The organism is Tsukamurella sp. II2bb (assembly GCF_057815145.1).
The window spans coordinates 42867-61252 of the sequence record NZ_JBYPZI010000010.1 but is presented as its reverse complement, the minus strand read 5'-3'; the positions used below and the strand labels follow the sequence as shown (position 1 = coordinate 61252).

At 69.4% G+C, this 18386-nt stretch carries 20 protein-coding genes; 8 read left to right on the top strand and 12 right to left on the bottom strand.

What is annotated here, in order from left to right; all coding sequences use genetic code 11:
* Positions 1-279: 279 nt before the first annotated feature.
* From mutM to AC21LY_RS20005, 7 genes are all read right to left on the bottom strand, one after another.
* Positions 280-1167 (bottom strand): bifunctional DNA-formamidopyrimidine glycosylase/DNA-(apurinic or apyrimidinic site) lyase, encoded by an 888-nt coding sequence (mutM, locus tag AC21LY_RS20035; RefSeq protein ID WP_489048321.1) that lies wholly within the window; start codon positions 1165-1167, stop codon positions 280-282.
* Positions 1167-1949, bottom strand: a complete 783-nt coding sequence (rnc, locus tag AC21LY_RS20030) for a ribonuclease III (protein ID WP_489048320.1) — start codon at positions 1947-1949, stop codon at positions 1167-1169. Before rnc ends, mutM begins: the two co-directional genes overlap by 1 nt.
* Complete coding sequence (locus AC21LY_RS20025; protein ID WP_489048319.1) at positions 1946-2524, bottom strand: YceD family protein; 579 nt, start codon at positions 2522-2524, stop codon at positions 1946-1948. The genes rnc and AC21LY_RS20025 overlap by 4 nt, the downstream gene beginning before the upstream one ends.
* Positions 2525-2582: 58 nt before the next feature.
* Positions 2583-3374, bottom strand: coding sequence for a DivIVA domain-containing protein (locus tag AC21LY_RS20020; protein WP_489048318.1), 792 nt, complete (start codon positions 3372-3374; stop codon positions 2583-2585).
* A 61-nt stretch (positions 3375-3435) separates the two neighbouring features.
* Positions 3436-3909, bottom strand: coding sequence for a pantetheine-phosphate adenylyltransferase (gene coaD, locus AC21LY_RS20015; protein ID WP_489048317.1), 474 nt, complete (start codon positions 3907-3909; stop codon positions 3436-3438).
* Positions 3906-4466: a 16S rRNA (guanine(966)-N(2))-methyltransferase RsmD gene (gene rsmD / locus AC21LY_RS20010; RefSeq protein WP_489048316.1), complete on the bottom strand. Its 561-nt coding sequence runs from the start codon at positions 4464-4466 to the stop codon at positions 3906-3908. The genes coaD and rsmD overlap by 4 nt, the downstream gene beginning before the upstream one ends.
* A gap of 27 nt (positions 4467-4493) precedes the next feature.
* Entirely contained in the window at positions 4494-5909 is a 1416-nt protein-coding gene (locus AC21LY_RS20005; RefSeq protein WP_489048315.1) for an MFS transporter, read from the bottom strand.
* 213 nt (positions 5910-6122) lie between these two features.
* On the opposite strand from AC21LY_RS20005, the gene AC21LY_RS20000 reads away from it, so the two are divergent.
* Positions 6123-7721, top strand: a complete 1599-nt coding sequence (locus AC21LY_RS20000) for an alkaline phosphatase D family protein (RefSeq protein ID WP_489048314.1) — start codon at positions 6123-6125, stop codon at positions 7719-7721.
* Here AC21LY_RS20000 and AC21LY_RS19995 read toward each other — a convergent pair.
* The gene (locus tag AC21LY_RS19995; protein ID WP_489048313.1) at positions 7694-9079 is read right to left on the bottom strand and encodes an LLM class flavin-dependent oxidoreductase; all 1386 of its coding nucleotides are present in this window, start codon (positions 9077-9079) and stop codon (positions 7694-7696) included. The two genes, AC21LY_RS20000 and AC21LY_RS19995, sit on opposite strands and share 28 nt — an antisense overlap.
* A gap of 84 nt (positions 9080-9163) precedes the next feature.
* Complete coding sequence (locus AC21LY_RS19990; protein WP_489048312.1) at positions 9164-9544, bottom strand: VOC family protein; 381 nt, start codon at positions 9542-9544, stop codon at positions 9164-9166.
* Positions 9545-9584: 40 nt separating this feature from the next.
* Here AC21LY_RS19990 and AC21LY_RS19985 point away from each other — a divergent pair, with 40 nt between their 5' ends.
* The 6 genes from AC21LY_RS19985 to AC21LY_RS19960 all read left to right on the top strand — a co-directional run bounded on the left by AC21LY_RS19985 (position 9585) and on the right by AC21LY_RS19960 (position 14576).
* Positions 9585-10448 carry a PfkB family carbohydrate kinase gene (locus AC21LY_RS19985; protein WP_489048311.1) on the top strand — a complete coding sequence of 288 codons (864 nt, stop codon included), beginning with the start codon at positions 9585-9587 and terminating at the stop codon, positions 10446-10448.
* Complete coding sequence (locus tag AC21LY_RS19980; protein ID WP_489048310.1) at positions 10445-11323, top strand: Vgb family protein; 879 nt, start codon at positions 10445-10447, stop codon at positions 11321-11323. Before AC21LY_RS19985 ends, AC21LY_RS19980 begins: the two co-directional genes overlap by 4 nt.
* Positions 11324-11432: 109 nt before the next feature.
* Complete coding sequence (ectA, locus tag AC21LY_RS19975; RefSeq protein ID WP_489048309.1) at positions 11433-11963, top strand: diaminobutyrate acetyltransferase; 531 nt, start codon at positions 11433-11435, stop codon at positions 11961-11963.
* Between the two features lie 36 nt (positions 11964-11999).
* On the top strand, positions 12000-13295 hold the full coding sequence (gene ectB / locus AC21LY_RS19970) for a diaminobutyrate--2-oxoglutarate transaminase (RefSeq protein ID WP_489048308.1): 1296 nt from the start codon (positions 12000-12002) through the stop codon (positions 13293-13295).
* Positions 13296-13685 carry an ectoine synthase gene (locus tag AC21LY_RS19965; RefSeq protein WP_489048307.1) on the top strand — a complete coding sequence of 130 codons (390 nt, stop codon included), beginning with the start codon at positions 13296-13298 and terminating at the stop codon, positions 13683-13685.
* Positions 13686-13823: 138 nt separating this feature from the next.
* Positions 13824-14576, top strand: a complete 753-nt coding sequence (locus AC21LY_RS19960; protein WP_489048306.1) for an isocitrate lyase/PEP mutase family protein — start codon at positions 13824-13826, stop codon at positions 14574-14576.
* Between the two features lie 3 nt (positions 14577-14579).
* On the opposite strand, the gene AC21LY_RS19955 is transcribed toward AC21LY_RS19960, so the two are convergent.
* Positions 14580-15185, bottom strand: coding sequence for a TetR-like C-terminal domain-containing protein (locus tag AC21LY_RS19955; RefSeq protein WP_489048305.1), 606 nt, complete (start codon positions 15183-15185; stop codon positions 14580-14582).
* A 26-nt stretch (positions 15186-15211) separates the two neighbouring features.
* On the bottom strand, positions 15212-16102 hold the full coding sequence (locus tag AC21LY_RS19950; protein WP_489048304.1) for a hypothetical protein: 891 nt from the start codon (positions 16100-16102) through the stop codon (positions 15212-15214).
* A 99-nt stretch (positions 16103-16201) separates the two neighbouring features.
* Between AC21LY_RS19950 and AC21LY_RS19945 the strand changes: the two genes are divergently transcribed.
* Entirely contained in the window at positions 16202-16981 is a 780-nt protein-coding gene (locus tag AC21LY_RS19945; RefSeq protein WP_489048303.1) for a hypothetical protein, read from the top strand.
* A 42-nt stretch (positions 16982-17023) separates the two neighbouring features.
* Here the strand turns inward: AC21LY_RS19945 and AC21LY_RS19940 are convergent, their stop codons facing one another.
* Complete coding sequence (locus AC21LY_RS19940) at positions 17024-18379, bottom strand: MFS transporter (RefSeq protein WP_489048302.1); 1356 nt, start codon at positions 18377-18379, stop codon at positions 17024-17026.
* Between the last annotated feature and the right edge of the window lie 7 nt (positions 18380-18386).

Sequence of the window (18386 nt, the reverse complement as noted above, 5' to 3'; positions counted from 1 at the left end):
GCGCCCCTCCCGAAACATCTGCATAGCGATGCTAACTAGATACACCGACGTACGCGCGGCGGTGAGCTACCAATTACGATTTTGTTTACTTTCATGAAATATTGATGCAGTCGCGAAACGCCGCCGGTGCGCCGGAGATCGGTGACCCGACGGCGTCCACGACATGCGCCCGGCGCATGGCCCTTGCTGGAGAACACGCTGACCTGACACTTCACGAGGCATGCGCAGAGCGCACGGGTTCTGCGAGGAGCTATGCCTCCAACACCGGATCCGGCGTGATCAGCGAATCCGAGGACTGCGCTGGCACACCGGGCAGAAGTGCGAGGAGCGGTTCATGAAGGACTCGCGGCGCATGATCGTGCCGCACCGCCGGCACGGCTCACCGTCCCGCCCGTAGGCGTCGAGGCTGCGGGAGAAGTAACCGGACTGCCCGTTGACGTTGACGTACAGCGAATCGAAGCTGGTGCCGCCCTGCTCGAGGGCCTGCCGCATCACGTCAGTTGCGTTGTCGATCAGCCGGCCGAGCGCTGGCTTCGTGAGCGCGGAGGCACGGCGGCGGCCGTGGACGCCGGAGCGCCACAGGGCCTCGTCGGCATAGATGTTCCCGACCCCCGAGATCACGGTCTGATCCAGCAGCACCCGCTTGATCTCAGTGTCCTTGCGCTTCATCCGCGCCACCACGGCATCGCGGTCGAACAGCGGATCCAGGGGATCTCGCGCGATGTGCGCAACGGACGCGGGCACGAGCGTGCCGGCGACCTCGACGAGCGGGTCCACTGCCCAGCCGCCGAACGTGCGCTGGTCGACGAACCGGAGCACGGCACCGTCGGACAGCGCGGCCCGGATGCGCAGGTGCCGGTCGTCGCCCGGGCTGCGACCACTGGCGGCACCACCATCGACCAGCATCTGCCCGCTCATCCCCAGGTGCACGACGACCGCGGCATCGGCGGAGGCACCGCCCCGAGCGAGAGGCAGCCACAGGAACTTGCCGCGCCGCTCCGCCGATTCCACACTGGCGCCGGTGATCTGACCGATGAGGTCGGCCTCGCCCGCCGCATGCCGACGCGCGGCCCGCGGGTGCAGCACCTCCACCGACGTGATGCCCCGGCCCACCACGTGGTCGAGCAGGCCGCGCCGGACGACCTCGACCTCGGGCAGCTCGGGCATCAGGCCGACTCGGGTGCCCGCTCGGCGTCGCCGCCGTCACCGACTCCCTGGGTGGGCGAATCGGATCCGTTCTCGCCCAAGCTCTTCCATGCGGCCGCGGCCGCCCTCTGCTCGGCCTCCTTCTTGGTGCGCCCCACGCCCTCGCCGAGATCGCTGGAGTCCACGACCGCGACGGCGGTGAACTCCTTGTCGTGGTCGGGCCCCGTCGACGTGATGCGGTAGGCCGGCGCACCGAGATCCCGCTCCGCGGTGAGCTCCTGCAGGGAGGTCTTCCAGTCGAGGCCCGCGCCCATGGACGACGACGCCGTCAGCAGGGGCAGGAACAGCCGCAGGACCACCTCGCGGGCGGTGTCGATGCCGTGCTCGATGTGCACCGCACCCAGCAGCGCCTCCATGCCGTCCGCGAGGATCGAGTCCTTGTCGCGGCCGCCGGTGAGCTCCTCGCCGCGCCCGAGGTACAGGTGCGCACCGAGGCCACCCTCCCCCAGCCCGCGGGCGACCCGCGCGAGGGCGTGCATGTTGACCACGCTGGCGCGGATCTTCGCCAGCTCGCCCTCGGACTTGTCGGGATGGGTGGTGTAGAGCCACTCGGTCACGGAGATGCCGAGGACGCTGTCGCCCAGGAACTCGAGCCGCTCGTTGGTCGGCAGCCCGCCGGCCTCGTAGGCGTACGAACGGTGCGTGAGCGCAAGCGTGAGGAGATCCTCGTCGAGCCCGACGCCCAGGGCTTCCAGCAGCGGGGCGCGGTCCGAGGCGGGCGGCGCGGGGAGGCGCTTGCTCACTTCTGGTCGGCCTCGCCCTCGGTGGCGAACTTCGCGAGCCCGGCCCAGCGGGGATCGATCTGCTCGTGGTGGTGATCGGAGGGCAGATCGGACAGCTTCTCGCCGCAGCCCTGGCACAGACCCGGGCAGTCGTCGGAGCACGTCGGATCGAGGGCCAGCTCCATGCCGACCGCGTCGATGATCGCCTGCTCGAGGTCGATCATGTCGTCGTCGATGCGATACATCTCATCGTCGTCCGTGGTGCGCGCGGTCTCGCTGTCCGGGTAGGCGTACAACTCCGTCAGGTAGACGTTGAGCGCCCCCGAGAGCGAGTCCAGGCACCGGGCGCACTGGCCGGCGGTGTTGGCGCTCACGGTGCCGGTCACGAGGACGCCCTCCGACACCGCCTGCACCTGCAGATCGAGGTCGACCTCCTCGCCGGACTCGATGCCGATCAGGTCGACGCCGATGCGCTCGGGCGCGGCCACCGTGCGGTGCACCTGGGCTGAGGTGCCCGGCCGTCGCCCGAAGGCGCGGACGTCGAGTACGTACGGCTTACCGGCCGGCTGGCGCACGGCGGCATTGGGTTCGTTCACAACAATCCTCGGGAAACTCGTCAGATCAAGCCAAACACCCGATTGTACGTCAAGCCGCCTACCGCGCGTCGACCCGCGACTCGGCGAACTCCTCGAGGTAGCTGTCGGCGGCGCCGTGATCGCTGTAATCGTGCACGCCGGCGGCCGTGCGCAGCTGCTGCCGGCCGCGGTTCACCGACCGCATGGTGGCGCCCAGAACCTCCTCGAACTGCGAGAGCTTGGTGTCGACGTAGACGTCGCACTCCCCGCGCAGTCGGTCCGACTCGGCGTGCGCCGCGTCGATGATCCGATCCGACTCGGCCTTGGCGGCCGCCACGACCTCGGTCTCGGCGACGAGGCGCTCCTGCTCGGCGATGCCCTCGGCCACGGACCGCTGGTACGCAGCATTACCGTCGGCCACGAGGCGCTCCGCCTCGGCGCGGGCGCGGCCGGTCACGGCCTCGTACTCGCGCTGCGCGCCACGACGGATCCGCTCGTCCTCGGCGCGGGCCTCGGCGACGAGCCCGGTGGCGTGCTGATGCGCCTCGGCGACCATGCGGTCGGCCTGGGCCTTGGCGTCCGCGAGCAGACGGTCCGCCTCGGCGCGGGAGCGACTCAGGGTGGCGTCGGCCTCCGAATTGGCCTGCGTCACCGTCGTGTCGTAGTGGGACCGTGCCTCGCTGATCAGCCGGTCCTTCTGATCGAGCACGTCCTGCGCGTCGTCGAGGTCGGCCGGGAAGGCGTCGCGGATGTCGTCGAGGAGCTCGAGCACGTCGCCGCGGGGCACGAGGCACCCGGCGGTCATGGGGACGCTGCGCGCCTCCTCCAGGATGGCGCCCAGCTCGTCCAGTGCTTCGAATACGCGGTACATACACCCATTGTGACGCGTGGGACCGGTGTTTCGCCGTAACGCCCGCGCCGCGTGTCGACAGCTACGCGAGTTTGCCGGCGAGAGCGGCCTGCACGTTCGGCGGGATCAGGCTCGAGACGTCGCCGCCCAGCTTCGCGACCTCCTTGACCAGCGAGCTCGAGACGTAGGAGAACTCCGGAGCGGTGGTGAGGAAGGCCGTCTCGACGCCCGTGAGGTGCATGTTCATGCCGGCCATCGGCAGCTCGTAGTCGAAGTCGGTCGAGTTGCGCAGGCCCTTGAGGATGCACGCCACGCCGTTCTGCTGGGCGTAGTCCACGAGCAGGCCGGTCCACCGGTCGACGGTGACCCCGGGCAGGTCCGCGACGTTCTCCTCGATGAGCGCGATCCGCTCGTCGATCGAGAACACGCCCTGCTTGTTGGGGTTGACCACCACGGTGATCACCAGCTCGTCGAAGATCCGCGCAGCGCGGCGGAAGATGTCCAAGTGGCCGTTGGTCATCGGGTCGAACGATCCGGGGCAGCACGCCTTGCTCATGCCCGGTCATCCTGCCAGACGGCGATCTCCACGCGCGTCTCCCCGTAGTCACGGGAGACGTCGAGCTCGAATCCCTCGGGCCACGTCGTGGGCGCCGTCCGGGCCGAGCGCTCGACCACCACGTGCGCCCCCGGCGCCAGCCATCCGCCGGTCAGTGCCGCCACGTCACCGTCGACGGTCGCGGAGGGGAGGTCGTACGGCGGGTCGAGGAAGACGAGGTCGTAGGGTTGCGCCGGCAGGTCCAGGAAGGCCCTGGCCGCCCGACGGTGCGCGGCCGCCCCCGGCAGGCCGATGGTGCGCGCGTTCTGGTTGATCACGGCGACGGCCTTGGCGTCCGCGTCCACGAGCACCGCTCGCTCCGCCCCGCGCGAGAGGGCCTCGAGGCCGAGCGCCCCCGACCCCGCGTACAGGTCGAGGACGGCGAGCTCGTCGAAATCGAGGCGCGCCTGCAGTGCGCTGAACAGCGCCTCCCGGACGCGATCCGACGTGGGCCGAGTGCCGCGGGGCGGCACCGCGAGCCTGCGCCCGCGAGCCGCCCCGGCGATGATCCTGGTCACCGCACCACTGTAGTCACCGGCACCCGCTCAGCTCTCCTGCGCGAGCCGGGCCTCCTCGATCTGTGCGAGCCGCGTCGCGTCGGTGTCCGGACCCGGGACCTCGGTACCGCGGATCGAGCATCCCTTGGTCTCCTGCAGGAAGGGCAGTGCGATCAGGCCGATCACGCAGGCGGCCATCATGTAGAACGCCGGGAACTGCAGCCAGCCGGTGTTCTCCACCACCGCGTCGTTGACCAGCGGGGCGGTGCCGCCGAACGCCGCGGTCGCGACGTTGTAGGAAATCGCGAACCCCGCGTACCGGACCTGGGTGGGGAACATGGCCGGGAAGGTCGCCGTGATGGTGGACAGCTGCGGGATGTACAGCAGACCGAGAACCACGAATCCGAGGATCGCCCAACCGAATCCCTGGCCCATGAGCCAGAACATGGGCCACGCCATCACGAGGAGGCCGATCAGCGAGAACCACCACATGGGTTTGCGGCCCGTGCGATCGGAGAGCGCACCGAAGAACGGAATGCACAGCGCCATCAGCACCTGGCCGATGAGCAGCAGCGTCGACGAGTCCGACTCGCTCATGCCGATCGACCCGTGCAGATAGGTCGGCATGTACGCGATCAGCGTGTAGTTGGCGATGTTGAGCGCGATCACCAGGCCGAACATGATGGCGATGGGCCGCTTGTAATCCCGCAGCAGCGAGACGAAACGGTCCCACGCGGAGCCCTGATGCTCCTGCTCGTCGGCCATCTCCTCGAACACCGGGGTGTCGTCGAGCTGGTGCCGCAGGTACCAGCCCACGAAGCCCAGCGGGATCGCGATGAAGAACGGGAGGCGCCAACCCCACGAGTACATGTCCTCGCGGGTGAGCAGCTGCTGCAGCAGCAGGACTATCGCGGTGCCGCCTGCGAATCCACACATCGTGCCGAATTCGAGGAAGCTTCCGTAGCGTCCGCGCTTACCGTCCGGCGAGTACTCCGCCATGAAGGTGGCCGCGCCGCCGTACTCGCCGCCGGTGGAGAAGCCCTGGACCACGCGCAGTGCGATCAGCAGGACCGGCGCGAGAACACCCACCTGGGCGTGCGTCGGCAACACGCCGATCAGGGCCGTCGAGGCCGCCATCAGCAGGATCGTCGTGGCCAGAACCACCTTGCGGCCGAGGCGATCTCCGAGCGGGCCCCAGATGAAACCGCCGAGCGGGCGGAGCGCGAAGGAGACCGCGAAACCGAGCAGGGTCCCCAACGTTCCGAGGGTGCCCGGGAAGAACGCGTGCGTGAGATAGACGGTGGTGGCGGCGTAGACGCCGTAGTCGAACCACTCGGTGAAGTTTCCCATCGCGGAGGCCCCGATGGCCTTGTGCAGCGTCTTCTTCCGCTGCTGTTCGGTCTCCTGGAGTCCGGTGACGGACAACGGGGAATCCACGGAAGGCGATGTTGAGTTATCAGGCATGAGATCAGCCCCTGGCGTTGGTCACCGTGCGGACCGGGCTGCCTGTGGCTAGACGAGCGGGCCCACCGGACGTGTGATTACCGCAGCTTCGACGTTAACAGAATCGAAGGGTCGATCCACCCTCACCGGTTCACCAGGTGGACATCTGTTGACATCCGCGCTGGTAACCCCGTGTTCGCCGGGCCGGAACCCGTCTGCGGCATCGTCTCGGCAATGCCCCTCAGTGATGTCCCGCTTCCCCGCCGATCCCTGCTGAAGGCCGGAACCGTAGGCGCCCTGCTCATCCCGGCCGGCTCCCTGCTGTCCGCCTGCGGTACGTCGTCCGACGGTCCCGCCGCCTCCTCCCCCGGCGTCGTCCGCGCCCGCCCCACCCTGACGCACGGCGTCGCCTCGGGCGATCCGCGTCCCGACGGTGCGCTGATCTGGGCGCGCTCGGACACCCCCGCGCGGATGATCGTCGAGACCGCGTCCTCGGAGTCCTTCGGCAACCCGCGCCGGTTCGTGGGACCGCTGCTCGATCCGAACTCCGACGGTGCCGGCCGGTTCCGCATCACCGGTCTCGAACCCGGCCAGAGCGTGCACTACCGCGTCACCCTGGAAGACGAGAACGGCGCGACGTCCGAGCCCGTGGCCGGCACCTTCCGCACGGCCCCGTCGGCGCACGGGAACGTGAGCTTCGCCTGGTCGGGCGACGTGGTGGGCCAGGGCTGGGGCATCAACCGTGACGGCGGCATGGCGATCATGGGCGCCATCGCGGACGTGCGGCCGGACTTCTTCGTGCATTCGGGCGATGCGATCTACGCCGACAACCCCGTGCCGGAATCGCAGAAGCAGAACGACGGCGGCGTCTACCGCAGCGTGACCGCCGCGGCGAAGGACCATGTGGCGCAGACTCTCGCGGACTTCCGCGGCAACTACGCCTACAACCTCACCGACGAGCACTACCGCCGGTTCGCGGCGAACGTCCCGCAGCTGGTCCAGTGGGACGACCACGAGGTGATCAACAACTGGTTCCCGGGCGAGAGCCTCGCCGGCCAGAACCGCAAGGGTTACACCGAGACCGACGTGAACAAGCTGGCGGACTTCGCCTACCGGGCGTGGCGCGAGTGGCAGCCGGTGCAGCCCACGGAGGCAGCCGACGGCCGCGTGTACCGGAAGATCTCCTACGGTCCGCTGCTGGACGTCTTCGTGCTCGACATGCGCAGCTACAAGGACCCGAACCCGAACGCCTGGAAGACCTCCGACGACGGCGGAATCCTCGGCGAGAAGCAGACGCAATGGCTCATCGACGGCCTCACCTCGTCGACAGCGGTGTGGAAGGTGGTCGCGAACGACCTGCCGCTCAGCATCGTGGTCCCCGATTCCCTCTCGGATCCGAAGGACGGCCCGAAGTCGATGGAGGCGGTCGCCCAGGGCGACGGCGGCGCGCCGCTCGGCCGCGAGATCGCCCTCTCCCGCATCCTCTCCCGCACCAAGGACGTGAAGAACGTCGTCTACCTGACGGCGGACGTGCACTACACCGCGGCGATCTCGTACCACCCGGACAGGGCTGCGTTCCAGGACTTCTCGCCGTTCTGGGAGTTCGTCTCCGGGCCGCTCAACGCCGGCGCGTTCCCGCAGAGCCCGCTCGACGGAACCTTCGGTGCGCAGTACGAGTTCGTGCACGCCCCGGACAAGCCGAACGCCTCTCCTGCCGAGGGCTTCCAGCACTTCGGCCACGTGAGCATCGACGGCGGGACACGCACCCTGACGGTGCGGTTGAAGGACGCGAAGGGCGACGCCCTCTACACCAAGGAGTTGGCGCCCGCGTAGCGGTAGCGCTGGGCGGGGTGATCGGCGGGCAGCCGGTCGCCCTGCCCGAACAGCTTGTGGCGCAGGGTGCCGGGGACGTAGGCTTCGGGGTAGACGCCGCGGCGGCGCAGCTCGGGGACGACGAACTCGACGATGTCCTCGAAGGTGCCCGGCGTGATGGCGTACGCCAGGTTGAAGCCGTCGACGTCGGTCTCCTCGACCCACTCCTGCAGCTCGTCGGCGATGCGCTCGGCCGAGCCGACGAGCACCGGCCCCATGCCTCCGATGCGGCCCCATTTGCCGATGTCCTCGACCGTCCACTCCCTGCCGGAGGGGTCGGCCTGCTGGAAGTTGGAGACCGCCGAGATGATGGCGTTGGACTTCACGTCGCCGACCGGATCGCTCGGGTCGTAGGCGCCCAGGTCCACGCCCATCCACCCGGACATGAAGACCAGTGAGCCCTCGACGCTCGCGTAGCGGTGGTATTCCTCGAGCTTGGCCTGCGCCTTGGCCTCCGTTTCGTCCGTGACGATCGTGAGGAGCGTGTACACCTTCGCCGAGTAGGGATCCCGGCCGTTGGCCACGAGCCCCTCGCGGATCGTGCGGACCAGGTTCTTGAGGATCGCCTTGGTGGGGGCTGCGACGAAGATCGCCTCCGCGTTCTCGGTGGCGAACTTCAGCCCGCGCGGCGATGCTCCGGCCTGGTAGATGACCGGGCTGCGCTGTGGCGAGGGCTCCCCGACGTGGATGCCCGGTACGTCGAAGTACTTGCCGTGATGGCCGATCGGATGGACCTTCGCCGGGTCGGTGAAGACGCCCGTTTCGCGGTCGCGGATCACCGCGTCGTCCTCCCACGAGCCCTCCCACAGCTTGTAGAGCACCTCGAGGTACTCGTCGGCGTGGTCGTAGCGCTCGTCGTGCTGCAACTGGTCGAGCTGACCCATGTTCTTCGCCGCGGACGGCAGGTACCCCGTCACCACGTTCCAGCCGATCCGCCCGTTGGTGAGGTGATCGAGCGTGGTCAGCCGCCGCGCGAACGGGAACGGGTGCTCGAAGCCGGTGCCCGCGGTGATCCCGATGCCGAGGTGCTCGGTGGCGCCCGCGATGGCCGAGGCCAGCAGGATCGGATCGGAGACCGGGACCTGGGCGGCGTGCCTGATCGCGGCGTCCCCGTTGCCCTTGTACGCGTCGTAGATCCCCAGGACGTCGGCGATGAAGATGCCGTCGAACGTGCCGCGCTCCAGCAGTTTCGCCAGATCCGTCCAGTAGCTCAGCTCCTTGTAGCGGTGCGACTGGTCCTTCGGATGCCGCCACAGACCCGGGGACTGGTGGGCGACGCAGTTCATGTCGAAGGCGTTGAAACGGATCTGACGGCTCATGGGGCCCGACGATAGGGCGCGGGCGTCCGTCCGCCCAGGCTTGCGCTCAGCGTGACGCGAGCCCCGGCACCGTCGCGCGGGCCGTCACGCGAGGTTGAGCTGCCAGGACACGCCGAACCTGTCCCCCACCCACGCGAAGGCCTGGGAGAAGCCGTACTCGCCGAGCGGCATGTACGTCGTCCCGCCCGCGCCGAGGGCCGCGGTCAGGCGTTCCAGCTCCTCGCGGTCGTCGCACTCGACGAACAGCGAGGTCGACGGGGTGAAATCGAAGGCATGATCGACGGAGCTGTCGCTGATCAGCACGTGCTCGCCCTTGATCACCAGCTCCGCGAGCTGGATGCCGTGCTGCGGATCCGCGTGCGGCACCGAGGCGAGCACCGCACCGTCGAAAACGGTGACGTACAGGTCGATCGCCTCCGCGGCGACGCCGCCCTGGAACATGAGGAACGGACGAATCATGGTCATGGCCCGAGCCTACGGCTGCCGTGGGCCGTAGGGTGCGGTCATGACGTCGGTAGTGGTGGTGGGCAGCGTCAATCTGGACGCGATCACGGTGTGCGAGCGCTTCCCGCGGCCGGGCGAGACGGTGACCGGCGTCTCCGTGACCTTCGGCCAGGGCGGAAAGGGCGCGAACCAGGCCCGCGCGGCCGCCCGGGCCGGCGCCTCGGCGGTCTTCGCCGGCGCGGTGGGCGAGGACGACGCGGCCGAGACGGTGCTCGATTCGCTCGCCGCGGCGGGTGTGGACGTCACGCGCGTCGCGCGGGTCGCGGGCAGCACCGGCTTCGCGAACGTCACCGTGGATGCCTCGGGCGAGAACCACATCGTGGTGGTGCCGGGTGCGAACGGCTCGGTCACCGTGGACGAGGGCGTGCGGCGGGCGATCGCCGGTGCGGATGTCGTGCTGCTCCAGCTGGAGATCCCGCTCTCGGCGGTCCTCGACGCCGCCCGCGCAGCGCGGGCGGCCGGCACCGTCGTCCTGCTCAATCCCTCCCCCGTGCAGGAACTCCCCGACGAGCTCGTGGAACTCCTCGACGGGGTGATCGTCAACCGCGACGAGGAGAAGGCGCTCGTGGAGGTCGTGGGGCGCGTGCCGTACGTCGTCACCACGCTCGGAAGCGACGGTGCCCGCGCGACCGGACCGGACGGCACCGTCGTCGCCCCGGGATTCGCGGTCGACGTTGTGGACACCACCGGCGCCGGGGACGCGTTCGCCGGGGCGCTCGCGGCGCACTGGGACCTGCCACCCGCCGAACGCCTGCGCCGCGCCAACGCGGCGGGCGCGCTCACCGCCACCGCTCCCGGGGCCGCTGCGGCCCCGACGGCCGCCGAGGTCGACACCTTCCTCGCCGCACGAGAGGCCGCCCGATGACGATCACCGTCCACGACGTTCCCGGCGCCGGCCCGTACGCCCTGACCACCGGCCCGGATGGCGGCCTGTGGTTCACGCTCGTCGGGAGCGGGGAGATCGGTCGGTACGACGTCACCACCGGGGAGACGGTGCGGTACCCCGTCGGCCCGGACACCGGCCCCACGGTCATCACGACCGGGCCCGACGGCGCGCTGTGGTTCACCGAGTACCGCGCCCACCGCCTCGGCCGGATCACCGTCGACGGCGAGGTCTCGCACATCGACCTGCCGCCCGGGTGCGGCCCTTTCGGCCTCGCCGCCGGGCCCGACGGCGCGCTGTGGTTCACCGCGACCGCCACTGACCGGATCGGCAGGGTCACCACGGCGGGCGAGGTCACGGGGTTCGAGCTGCCGATCCCCGGCGCCTTCCCCTCCGCGATCGCCGCCGGCCCCGACGGCGCGCTGTGGTTCCCGCTCAACCAGGCCGATGCGATCGGCCGCATCGACACCGCCGGGTCCGTCTCCGTCGTCGCCCTGGACTCCCCCGGCTGCGCGCCCGTCGGCATCGCCTCCGGGCCCGACGGAGCCCTCTGGTTCGTCGAGATCGGGGCGGGGCGGATCGGCCGGATCACGCCCGACGGTGCCGTCACGCACCACCCGCTGCCCGACGCCACGGCCCGCCCGCACGGCGTCTGCGCCGGTTCCGACGGTCGCATGTGGTTCACCGAGTGGGCAGGCAATGCCCTAGGCTCGGCCGACACTGAGGGGCGAATCCGCAGGTACGAGCTGCCCGTGCCCGGCTCGGAGCCGCACGGCATCACCCTCGGCCCCGACGGTGCGCTGTGGGCCGCACTGGAGGTCGGATCGCTCGCACGGCTCGCCCCTCCGCAGCCGTGATGTGACTCATCTCACATTGACCCGACTCGCTGGGGATACTCCGGTCCGCCGCTGACCGATTTCCGAGCGCGGGTGACTTCCGCAATGCCGGTTGTTAGCGTCGAAAGCGATGAGCCCGTCTCACAAGAGCGACCCCACAGCCCCCGCAAAAACGGGGGTTTCCACCCGGCACCCGTCGATCGACGACGGAGTTCGGCTCTGGGAGATCGCCCGCGACACCGAGGTTCTCGATCTCAATTCGACGTATGCGTACACGCTGCTGTGCCGCGACTTCGCCGCCTCATCGATCGTCGCCGAACGCGACGGCGCCGTAGCGGGTTTCGTCACGGGCTACCGCCGGCCGGACCGCCCGGACACCCTGTTCGTGTGGCAGGTGGCGGTGGACGCCGCACACCGCGGCCACGGCATCGCCTCACGCATGCTCATCGATCTGTTGGACCGTCTTGCGGTGGAGGGCGTTTCACGCCTGGAGACCACGATCACCGCGGACAACACCGCGTCCCAGCAGCTCTTCGGCGCAGTGGCGAAGAAGCGCGGTTCCACCCTCGCGGTGAGCGAACTCTTCGCGTCGCACCACATCTCCCCCAACCAATCCGAACCACACGATCCCGAGCAGCTGTACACCATCGACCCCGCCTGACCGCGGGCCGCTGCACGGCCCACTAGGAGGATCACCATGGCAATCCTGACCGACGATCACACCAGCACTACCGATTTCGAGCAGCCCACGATCTTCAGCACCCGCGAGTCGCAGGTCCGCAGCTACTCGCGCGGTTGGCCCGCCGTCTTCGATCGGGCAGAGGGATCCTGGCTCATCGATCGCGACGGCCGCCGCTACCTCGACTTCTTCGCCGGCGCAGGCGCACTCAACTACGGCCACAACCACCCCAAGCTCAAGCAGGCACTGGTCGAGTACATCTCCGAGGGCCACATCACCCACTCGCTGGACATGTCGACCGTGGCCAAGGGCGAGTTCCTGCAGGCCTTCGAGGACAAGATCCTGCGCCCGCGCGGCCTCGACTACAAGGTGCAGTTCCCGGGACCGACCGGCACGAACACCGTCGAGGCGGCACTGAAGCTCGCCCGCAAGGTGAAGGGCCGTGAGTCGATCATCAACTTCACCAACGCCTTCCACGGCATGACCCTCGGCGCGCTGTCGGTGACCGGCAACTCGATGAAGCGCGGCGGTGCCGGTATCCCGCTCGTCCACGCCACGCCGATGCCCTTCGACAACTACTTCGACGGCGCCGCACCGGACTTCCAGTGGTTCGAAGCCGTCCTCGCCGACTCCGGCAGTGGTCTGAACAAGCCCGCCGGCGTCATCGTCGAAACCGTCCAGGGCGAGGGCGGCGTGAACGTCGCACGGCCCGAGTGGCTGCGCGCGCTGGCCGATCTGTGCGAGCGACATGACATGCTGCTCATCGTCGACGACGTCCAGATGGGTTGCGGCCGTACCGGTCCGTTCTTCTCCTTCGAGGTCGCCGGGATCACCCCGGACATCGTGACGCTGTCGAAGTCGATCGGCGGCTACGGCCTTCCGATGGCGCTCACCCTGATGAAGCCCGAGCTGGATGTGTGGGGTCCGGGCGAGCACAACGGCACCTTCCGCGGGAACAACCCGGCGTTCGTCACCGCCAAGCACGCGATCGACGAATTCTGGTCGGACGACGCTCTGGAGAAGGAGACCCTGCGCAAGGGCGCCCACATCGAGAAGCGCTTCGATGACCTGTGCGCCGAGTTCCCGGAGCAACTCAGCCACCGCGGCCGCGGCATGGTGCAGGGCCTGGTCTTCGCCGACGCCGACAAGGCGGGCGAGGTCTGCGCCGCCGCGTACGAGCAGGGCCTCCTCGCCGAGACCTCCGGTCCCTCCGACGAGGTGGTCAAGCTGCTGCCGCCGCTGACCATCACCGACTCCGACCTCGACCTCGGCCTGGACATCTTGGCCACCGCGACCCGAAAGGTGCTGTCCTAGATGATCGTCCGCACCACCGAAGAGATCACCGGTACCGAGCGCGACGTCGCCGCGGGCCACTGGCGCAGCAAGCGCATCGTGCTCGGCGGCGACAAGGTCGGTTTCTCCTTCCACGAGACCGTCATCGAGCCCGGCACCGTCAACGAATTCCACTACGCCAACCACGTCGAAGCGGTCTGGCTCGTGGAGGGCGAGGGCACGCTCCTCGACCGGGAGACCGGCGTCGAGTATCCACTCGCGCCCGGCACGATGTACCTCCTGGACGGCCACGAACGCCACACCGTGACCACCCGGACCCGGATGCGTATGCTGTGCGTCTTCAACCCGCCCGTCGTCGGCACCGAGGTGCACGACGAGAACGGTGTCTACCCCCTGGTCGCCGTCGATTGACCCGAATTGAACACCGTTATGGAGAGAAAACCGCAGGTCACGGCCTCCATAACGGTGTTCAATCGGGTGGGGACCGGGGATGCGGTGTTGTTGCGCGATGGGCGGCGAAATCGTGCGGGCATGGAGGAGACTGGAGGTATGACCTCACTCGCCGATAAGGCCACCATGCTCCTGTCGCTGCACCGCAAGGGCGACCCCGTCGTCCTACCGACCACCTGGGACGCCTGGTCCGCGAGCACCGCGGTCGCGGCGGGGTTCTCCGCGCTCACCGTCGGCTCGCACCCCATGGCCGATTCGATCGGCCGGCCCGACGGCGAGGGAATGTCCTTCGAGGAGGCGATGACCCGGGTCGCCCAGATCACCGCGGCGGTCGAGGTCCCCGTGTCCGTCGACATCGAGTCCGGCTACGGCCAGTCCGCGGAGCGGATCATCGAGAGCCTGCTGCAAGCCGGGGCGGTGGGCCTGAACATCGAGGACACCGTCCACGGCGAGGGCGGTCGGTTCCGCGACGCCCAGGAGCACGCGGACCTCGTCGCGGCGCTCCGCGCCGCCGCGGATGCGTCGGGTGTGCACGTCGTCATCAACGCGCGCACGGACATCTTCAAGAACCAGGTGGGTGAGGCGGAGGATCGCGTCGAGCGCGCCATCGCGCGGATGCAGTTGTGCGCCGACGCGGGCGCAGATTCGCTCTACCCCGTCGCCTTCCACGACATGGCCACGCTCCGCCACCTCGCGGACGCTCTGCCGCTTCCGGTGAACGCGATCGCGAATCCCGCGACCGACGATCTGGCCGCTCTGGCCGCCGCCGGCGCGGGCCGGATCAGCTTCGGCCCGATCTGGCAGATGGTGCTCACCGAGCGATCGAACGAGTTGCTCGCCCGCTGGCGCTGATCGTCAGGTTCCGCGGGACGCCCTGGCCGCGATCAGGACCAGTGCGTCGTCGACGCACCGGGTGAGGAACGCGTCGTCCGGCGGCGCGCCACCGACCAGGACACGGAAGTAGATCGGCGCCGCCGCGGCCTCGATCACGTCGCGCGCGACGACCCCCTCGGGAAGTTCGCCGCGGACGACCGCTCGCTCGATCACGGGCGCGATACCCGCGAACCGCGCATCCCAGAACCGGATCCGCGCTGCGTCGACCTCTGCGTCGTGCGACATCGCGAGGGTGGTTCCCACGAGCCGCGCCACCCCGGGCCGTGCGAGAAGCGAGGCGATCTGTCGCGCGACCTGAAGGAGATCCGCGCGGAGGTCACCGGTGTCCGGGGCGGGATTGCCCTGCGCCGCGAGCTCGGTGACCGCGTCCGCGACGAGCGCGGTCGGTGTGGCCCATCGCCGGTAGACGGTGGTTTCCGCGACGCCGGCCCGGGTCGCGACCTCGGCGATGCGCAGGCCCTCGAAGCCGTACTCGGCGACCTGCTCGAGTGCCGCGCCGAGCACCGCCTCCCGGATACGCGCCGACCTCCCGCCCGTGCGCCGGCGGGGCGCCTCGTCCTGGTCCATACCCCAGTTCTACGCGACCGTGGCGGTCATGCCGAGGCGAGGTAGGCGTCGACCCAGTTGCCGAACTCCACGGCGAGGTGCCACTGGTGCTCGGTGATGTACAGGCCCGGAACGGCCGCTGGGAAGGCGACACGGAGCCGGCTGCGGAATCCGCCGCCCGGGAGATCGCGGAACTGGTGGCGCACGCCGCCGATCATCTCCCCCGTCGCCAGGAACGCCGTGCCGGCGATCTCGAGCGGATACGACGGGTCACGTGGGATCGGAACCGCGGCGACGTCCGCGTAATCGACGAAGAACCGCACCGGTAGCACTGCCCCGCCGGTCACCTCGATCACCTCCTGCCGCCCGTCACGGCCGGTGACGATGACGTAGTGGTCGGGGCACGCACTCGTCCACGTCGATCGATCATCGGTCGTCCGCTCGCGCGCGAACCACTCCGCCATCCCCTCCGCGGTGCCCCGCGGCGCGCTGATCTCGGTGTCCGCGACCGCCCATCGCCCGCCGGGCACGGCCTTGGCGGCCAGCGTCGCGGCACCCGCGATCGCCGTCTCCGGCGCGAGCATGTCGCGGATGCGGTCCACCCCGAGCTGATCGCGTGTGCGAGCGAGGGCGGCGCGCGCCGCCGGGAGATCCGGTGGAGCGACGGTGCCGCGGTCCACGAGTGCGCGCAGCTCCCCCGCGGCGACGCCCGGATAGTCCCGCAGCAGGCGCGCGGCGGCGATCGGCACGCGGCGGCGCTCCCACGCCTGGACGCTCGCCTGCGAGACCGGAACACCCGCGAGCCGCGTCCGTAGCGCCGACTGCGGGGTGGGTTCGGCGAACACCCGGCTCGCGCCGCGCGTCGCCACTGCCGCCGCGATGCCCGCGCCCGCTGCGCCGGCGAGGAACCGCCGCCTGCTCGGGTTGACACCCGTCATCGTGACCCCCCTCTCTTAACGCTTGTATTTATAGCGTTAAGAGATGAGAATGGGGTGACAACGATCACGTGTCAAGACTCGACGGACAGTTGGCTTCCCATGACCGACCGCAGCGGTATCAGGACCTACATCGACGACCGTCTCGTCGCGCCGGGGCAGGTGCGGGCCTGGGAGGAGCGTCGCCTCCGCGTCGTGTTCCGCAGGCTGGCATCGGGGCTCGGCGCCCGTGCACTGACCGAGCTACTACCCGGCGAGCGGCTCGAGAACGTACGGCGCGCCCCGATCGCCGTGCAGCGGGAGAGGCTCACGGCGGTCAAGACGCGGCTCGGGCACGCCGGCGTGTACGCCCTGCTCCGGCGCGAGCTCGCGGTCTCGGAGCTCACCACCCGCGCCACCCTCGCGGCCAGCCGTGGTCGATCGGCCACCGCGGTGACCCGCCTGCAGGCGCCGGGCGTCTCCGCCGAACGGTTCGCCGCATGGTTCGACGACCTGACCGCGTCGAATCGCGAGGCCGAGATGCTGGCCGCCTGCCCGGACCACTACCTGCTCCGCGGCCTGCCCGGCGGTCGGCAGGAGGTGGTCGAGACCACCGGCGGCGCCCCCACCGCTTCCCGGTTCCTGGTCGACTACACCCGCACCGACCGCCTGAACACCGCCGCCGACCCGGCGTACCCGATCCAGATCGCCGGCCTCGCCCTCCTGGACGACGGGACCTGCATCGGCGGCGTGCGGCACCAGCTGCGCGACCGCGACGGCGCGCTCGACGCTCTGCTGACCGTCGAGTTCCCGGCCCTCGTGCCGGCCCGTCTCCTCCGACAGCATCAGTGGCACCTCGCCGTCGAGTTCGGCAACTGGATCTCGGCATCCGCAGCGGAATGATCGTGCACGACTTCGCGGCATGGAAGCCGCCGGGCTGGAGCGCTATCGCGCACCGTCGACCACGAAGGCGCTGCCGCGCTCCCGGTCGAGGAAGGTCTCGGACTTGTTGCGCAGGAAGACGATGTAGACGACCAGCGAGATCGCGATGGTGATCGTGACGTAGGCGATGAACCACGACACGTGGCCGGACTTCTTGGCGGCCTCGTAGATCAGCGGCGCGGTGCCGCCGAAGATCGAATTGGCCAGCGCGTAGCCGATACCCACGCCGAGGGCACGGATGTGCGAGGGGAAGAGCTCCGCCTTCACGAGGGCGTTGATCGAGGTGTATCCGGTGATGATCACGTAGCCGAAACAGACCATCGCGAGCGAGGCGACCGCCACGTGGAGGTTCGGGAGGTAGGTGATGAGGAAGTAGGTGTAGAGGACACCACCCACACCGAAGAAGACGAGCATGGGTTTGCGGCCCACCCGGTCGCTGATCATTCCGCCGATCGGCTGGATGAGCATGAGGAAGATCAGGCCGATGAGGTTCACCCACGTCGCGGTCAGGGCGTGGTCGGTGTACGCGGACTTGACGATCGCCGGGGCGTTGACGCTGTAGACGTAGAACGCCAGCGTGCCGCCCATGGTGATGAGGAAGCACAGCAGTAGCTGCCGCCAGTAGCCGGTGAGGAGCTCGCGCATCGTCCCCGACGACGTGTCCGCGCCCTCGCGGACGGCCGCCAGCTGTTCCTCGGACAGCGACTCGTCCATGGTGCGGCGGAGCCAGAAGACGATGATCGCGGCGATGCCGCCGACGAAGAACGCGATGCGCCAGCCGAAGTCGGACACCTGGGCCTTGGAGAAGATCCCCAGAAGTACGAGCAGCATGAACTGGGCCAGCACGTGGCCACCGACCAGCGTCACGTACTGGAAGGACGAGAAGAAACCCCGTCGTTCGCGGGTCGCGGCCTCCGACATGTACGTGGCGGACGTGCCGTACTCGCCGCCGGTGGCGAAGCCCTGGACGAGGCGACACAGGATGAGGACGACCGCCGCCGCGACGCCGATGGTCTCCCGGCCGGGCACGACGGCGATCACGAAGGAGCACGCGGCCATCAGCGTGACGCTCATGGTCAACGCCGCTCGCCGGCCCTTGCGGTCGGCGTACCGGCCGAAGAACCACGAGCCCACGGGGCGCATCACGAAGGTCACCGCGAAGATCGCGTAGACGTACACGGTGGAGTTCTTATCGGCCTTGTCGAAGAACTGGCTCTCGAAGTACGTCGCGAAGACGGTGTAAACATAGACGTCATACCATTCAACGAGGTTTCCGGAACTGCCGCGCAGCGTGTTCCAGATCGCCCGGCGGGTCTCCGCCCGCGACGAGACGGGTGCCGCAGCACTCGATCCACTCATGATCGTC

Bases quoted from the DNA above. Each gene is read 5' to 3' on its own strand.
- mutM (WP_489048321.1), bottom strand. From the start codon at position 1,167: ATGCCCGAGCTGCCCGAGGTCGAGGTCGTCCGGCGCGGCCTGCTCGAC.
- AC21LY_RS19960 (WP_489048306.1), top strand. From the start codon at position 13,824: ATGACCTCACTCGCCGATAAGGCCACCATGCTCCTGTCGCTGCACCGC.
- AC21LY_RS19990 (WP_489048312.1), bottom strand. From the start codon at position 9,544: ATGACCATGATTCGTCCGTTCCTCATGTTCCAGGGCGGCGTCGCCGCG.
- AC21LY_RS20005 (WP_489048315.1), bottom strand. From the start codon at position 5,909: ATGCCTGATAACTCAACATCGCCTTCCGTGGATTCCCCGTTGTCCGTC.
- AC21LY_RS19965 (WP_489048307.1), top strand. From the start codon at position 13,296: ATGATCGTCCGCACCACCGAAGAGATCACCGGTACCGAGCGCGACGTC.
- AC21LY_RS19950 (WP_489048304.1), bottom strand. From the start codon at position 16,102: ATGACGGGTGTCAACCCGAGCAGGCGGCGGTTCCTCGCCGGCGCAGCG.
- coaD (WP_489048317.1), bottom strand. From the start codon at position 3,909: ATGAGCAAGGCGTGCTGCCCCGGATCGTTCGACCCGATGACCAACGGC.
- AC21LY_RS19995 (WP_489048313.1), bottom strand. From the start codon at position 9,079: ATGAGCCGTCAGATCCGTTTCAACGCCTTCGACATGAACTGCGTCGCC.
- AC21LY_RS20000 (WP_489048314.1), top strand. From the start codon at position 6,123: ATGCCCCTCAGTGATGTCCCGCTTCCCCGCCGATCCCTGCTGAAGGCC.
- AC21LY_RS19945 (WP_489048303.1), top strand. From the start codon at position 16,202: ATGACCGACCGCAGCGGTATCAGGACCTACATCGACGACCGTCTCGTC.
- AC21LY_RS19955 (WP_489048305.1), bottom strand. From the start codon at position 15,185: ATGGACCAGGACGAGGCGCCCCGCCGGCGCACGGGCGGGAGGTCGGCG.
- AC21LY_RS19940 (WP_489048302.1), bottom strand. From the start codon at position 18,379: ATGAGTGGATCGAGTGCTGCGGCACCCGTCTCGTCGCGGGCGGAGACC.
- ectA (WP_489048309.1), top strand. From the start codon at position 11,433: ATGAGCCCGTCTCACAAGAGCGACCCCACAGCCCCCGCAAAAACGGGG.
- ectB (WP_489048308.1), top strand. From the start codon at position 12,000: ATGGCAATCCTGACCGACGATCACACCAGCACTACCGATTTCGAGCAG.
- AC21LY_RS19985 (WP_489048311.1), top strand. From the start codon at position 9,585: ATGACGTCGGTAGTGGTGGTGGGCAGCGTCAATCTGGACGCGATCACG.
- AC21LY_RS20020 (WP_489048318.1), bottom strand. From the start codon at position 3,374: ATGTACCGCGTATTCGAAGCACTGGACGAGCTGGGCGCCATCCTGGAG.
- AC21LY_RS19980 (WP_489048310.1), top strand. From the start codon at position 10,445: ATGACGATCACCGTCCACGACGTTCCCGGCGCCGGCCCGTACGCCCTG.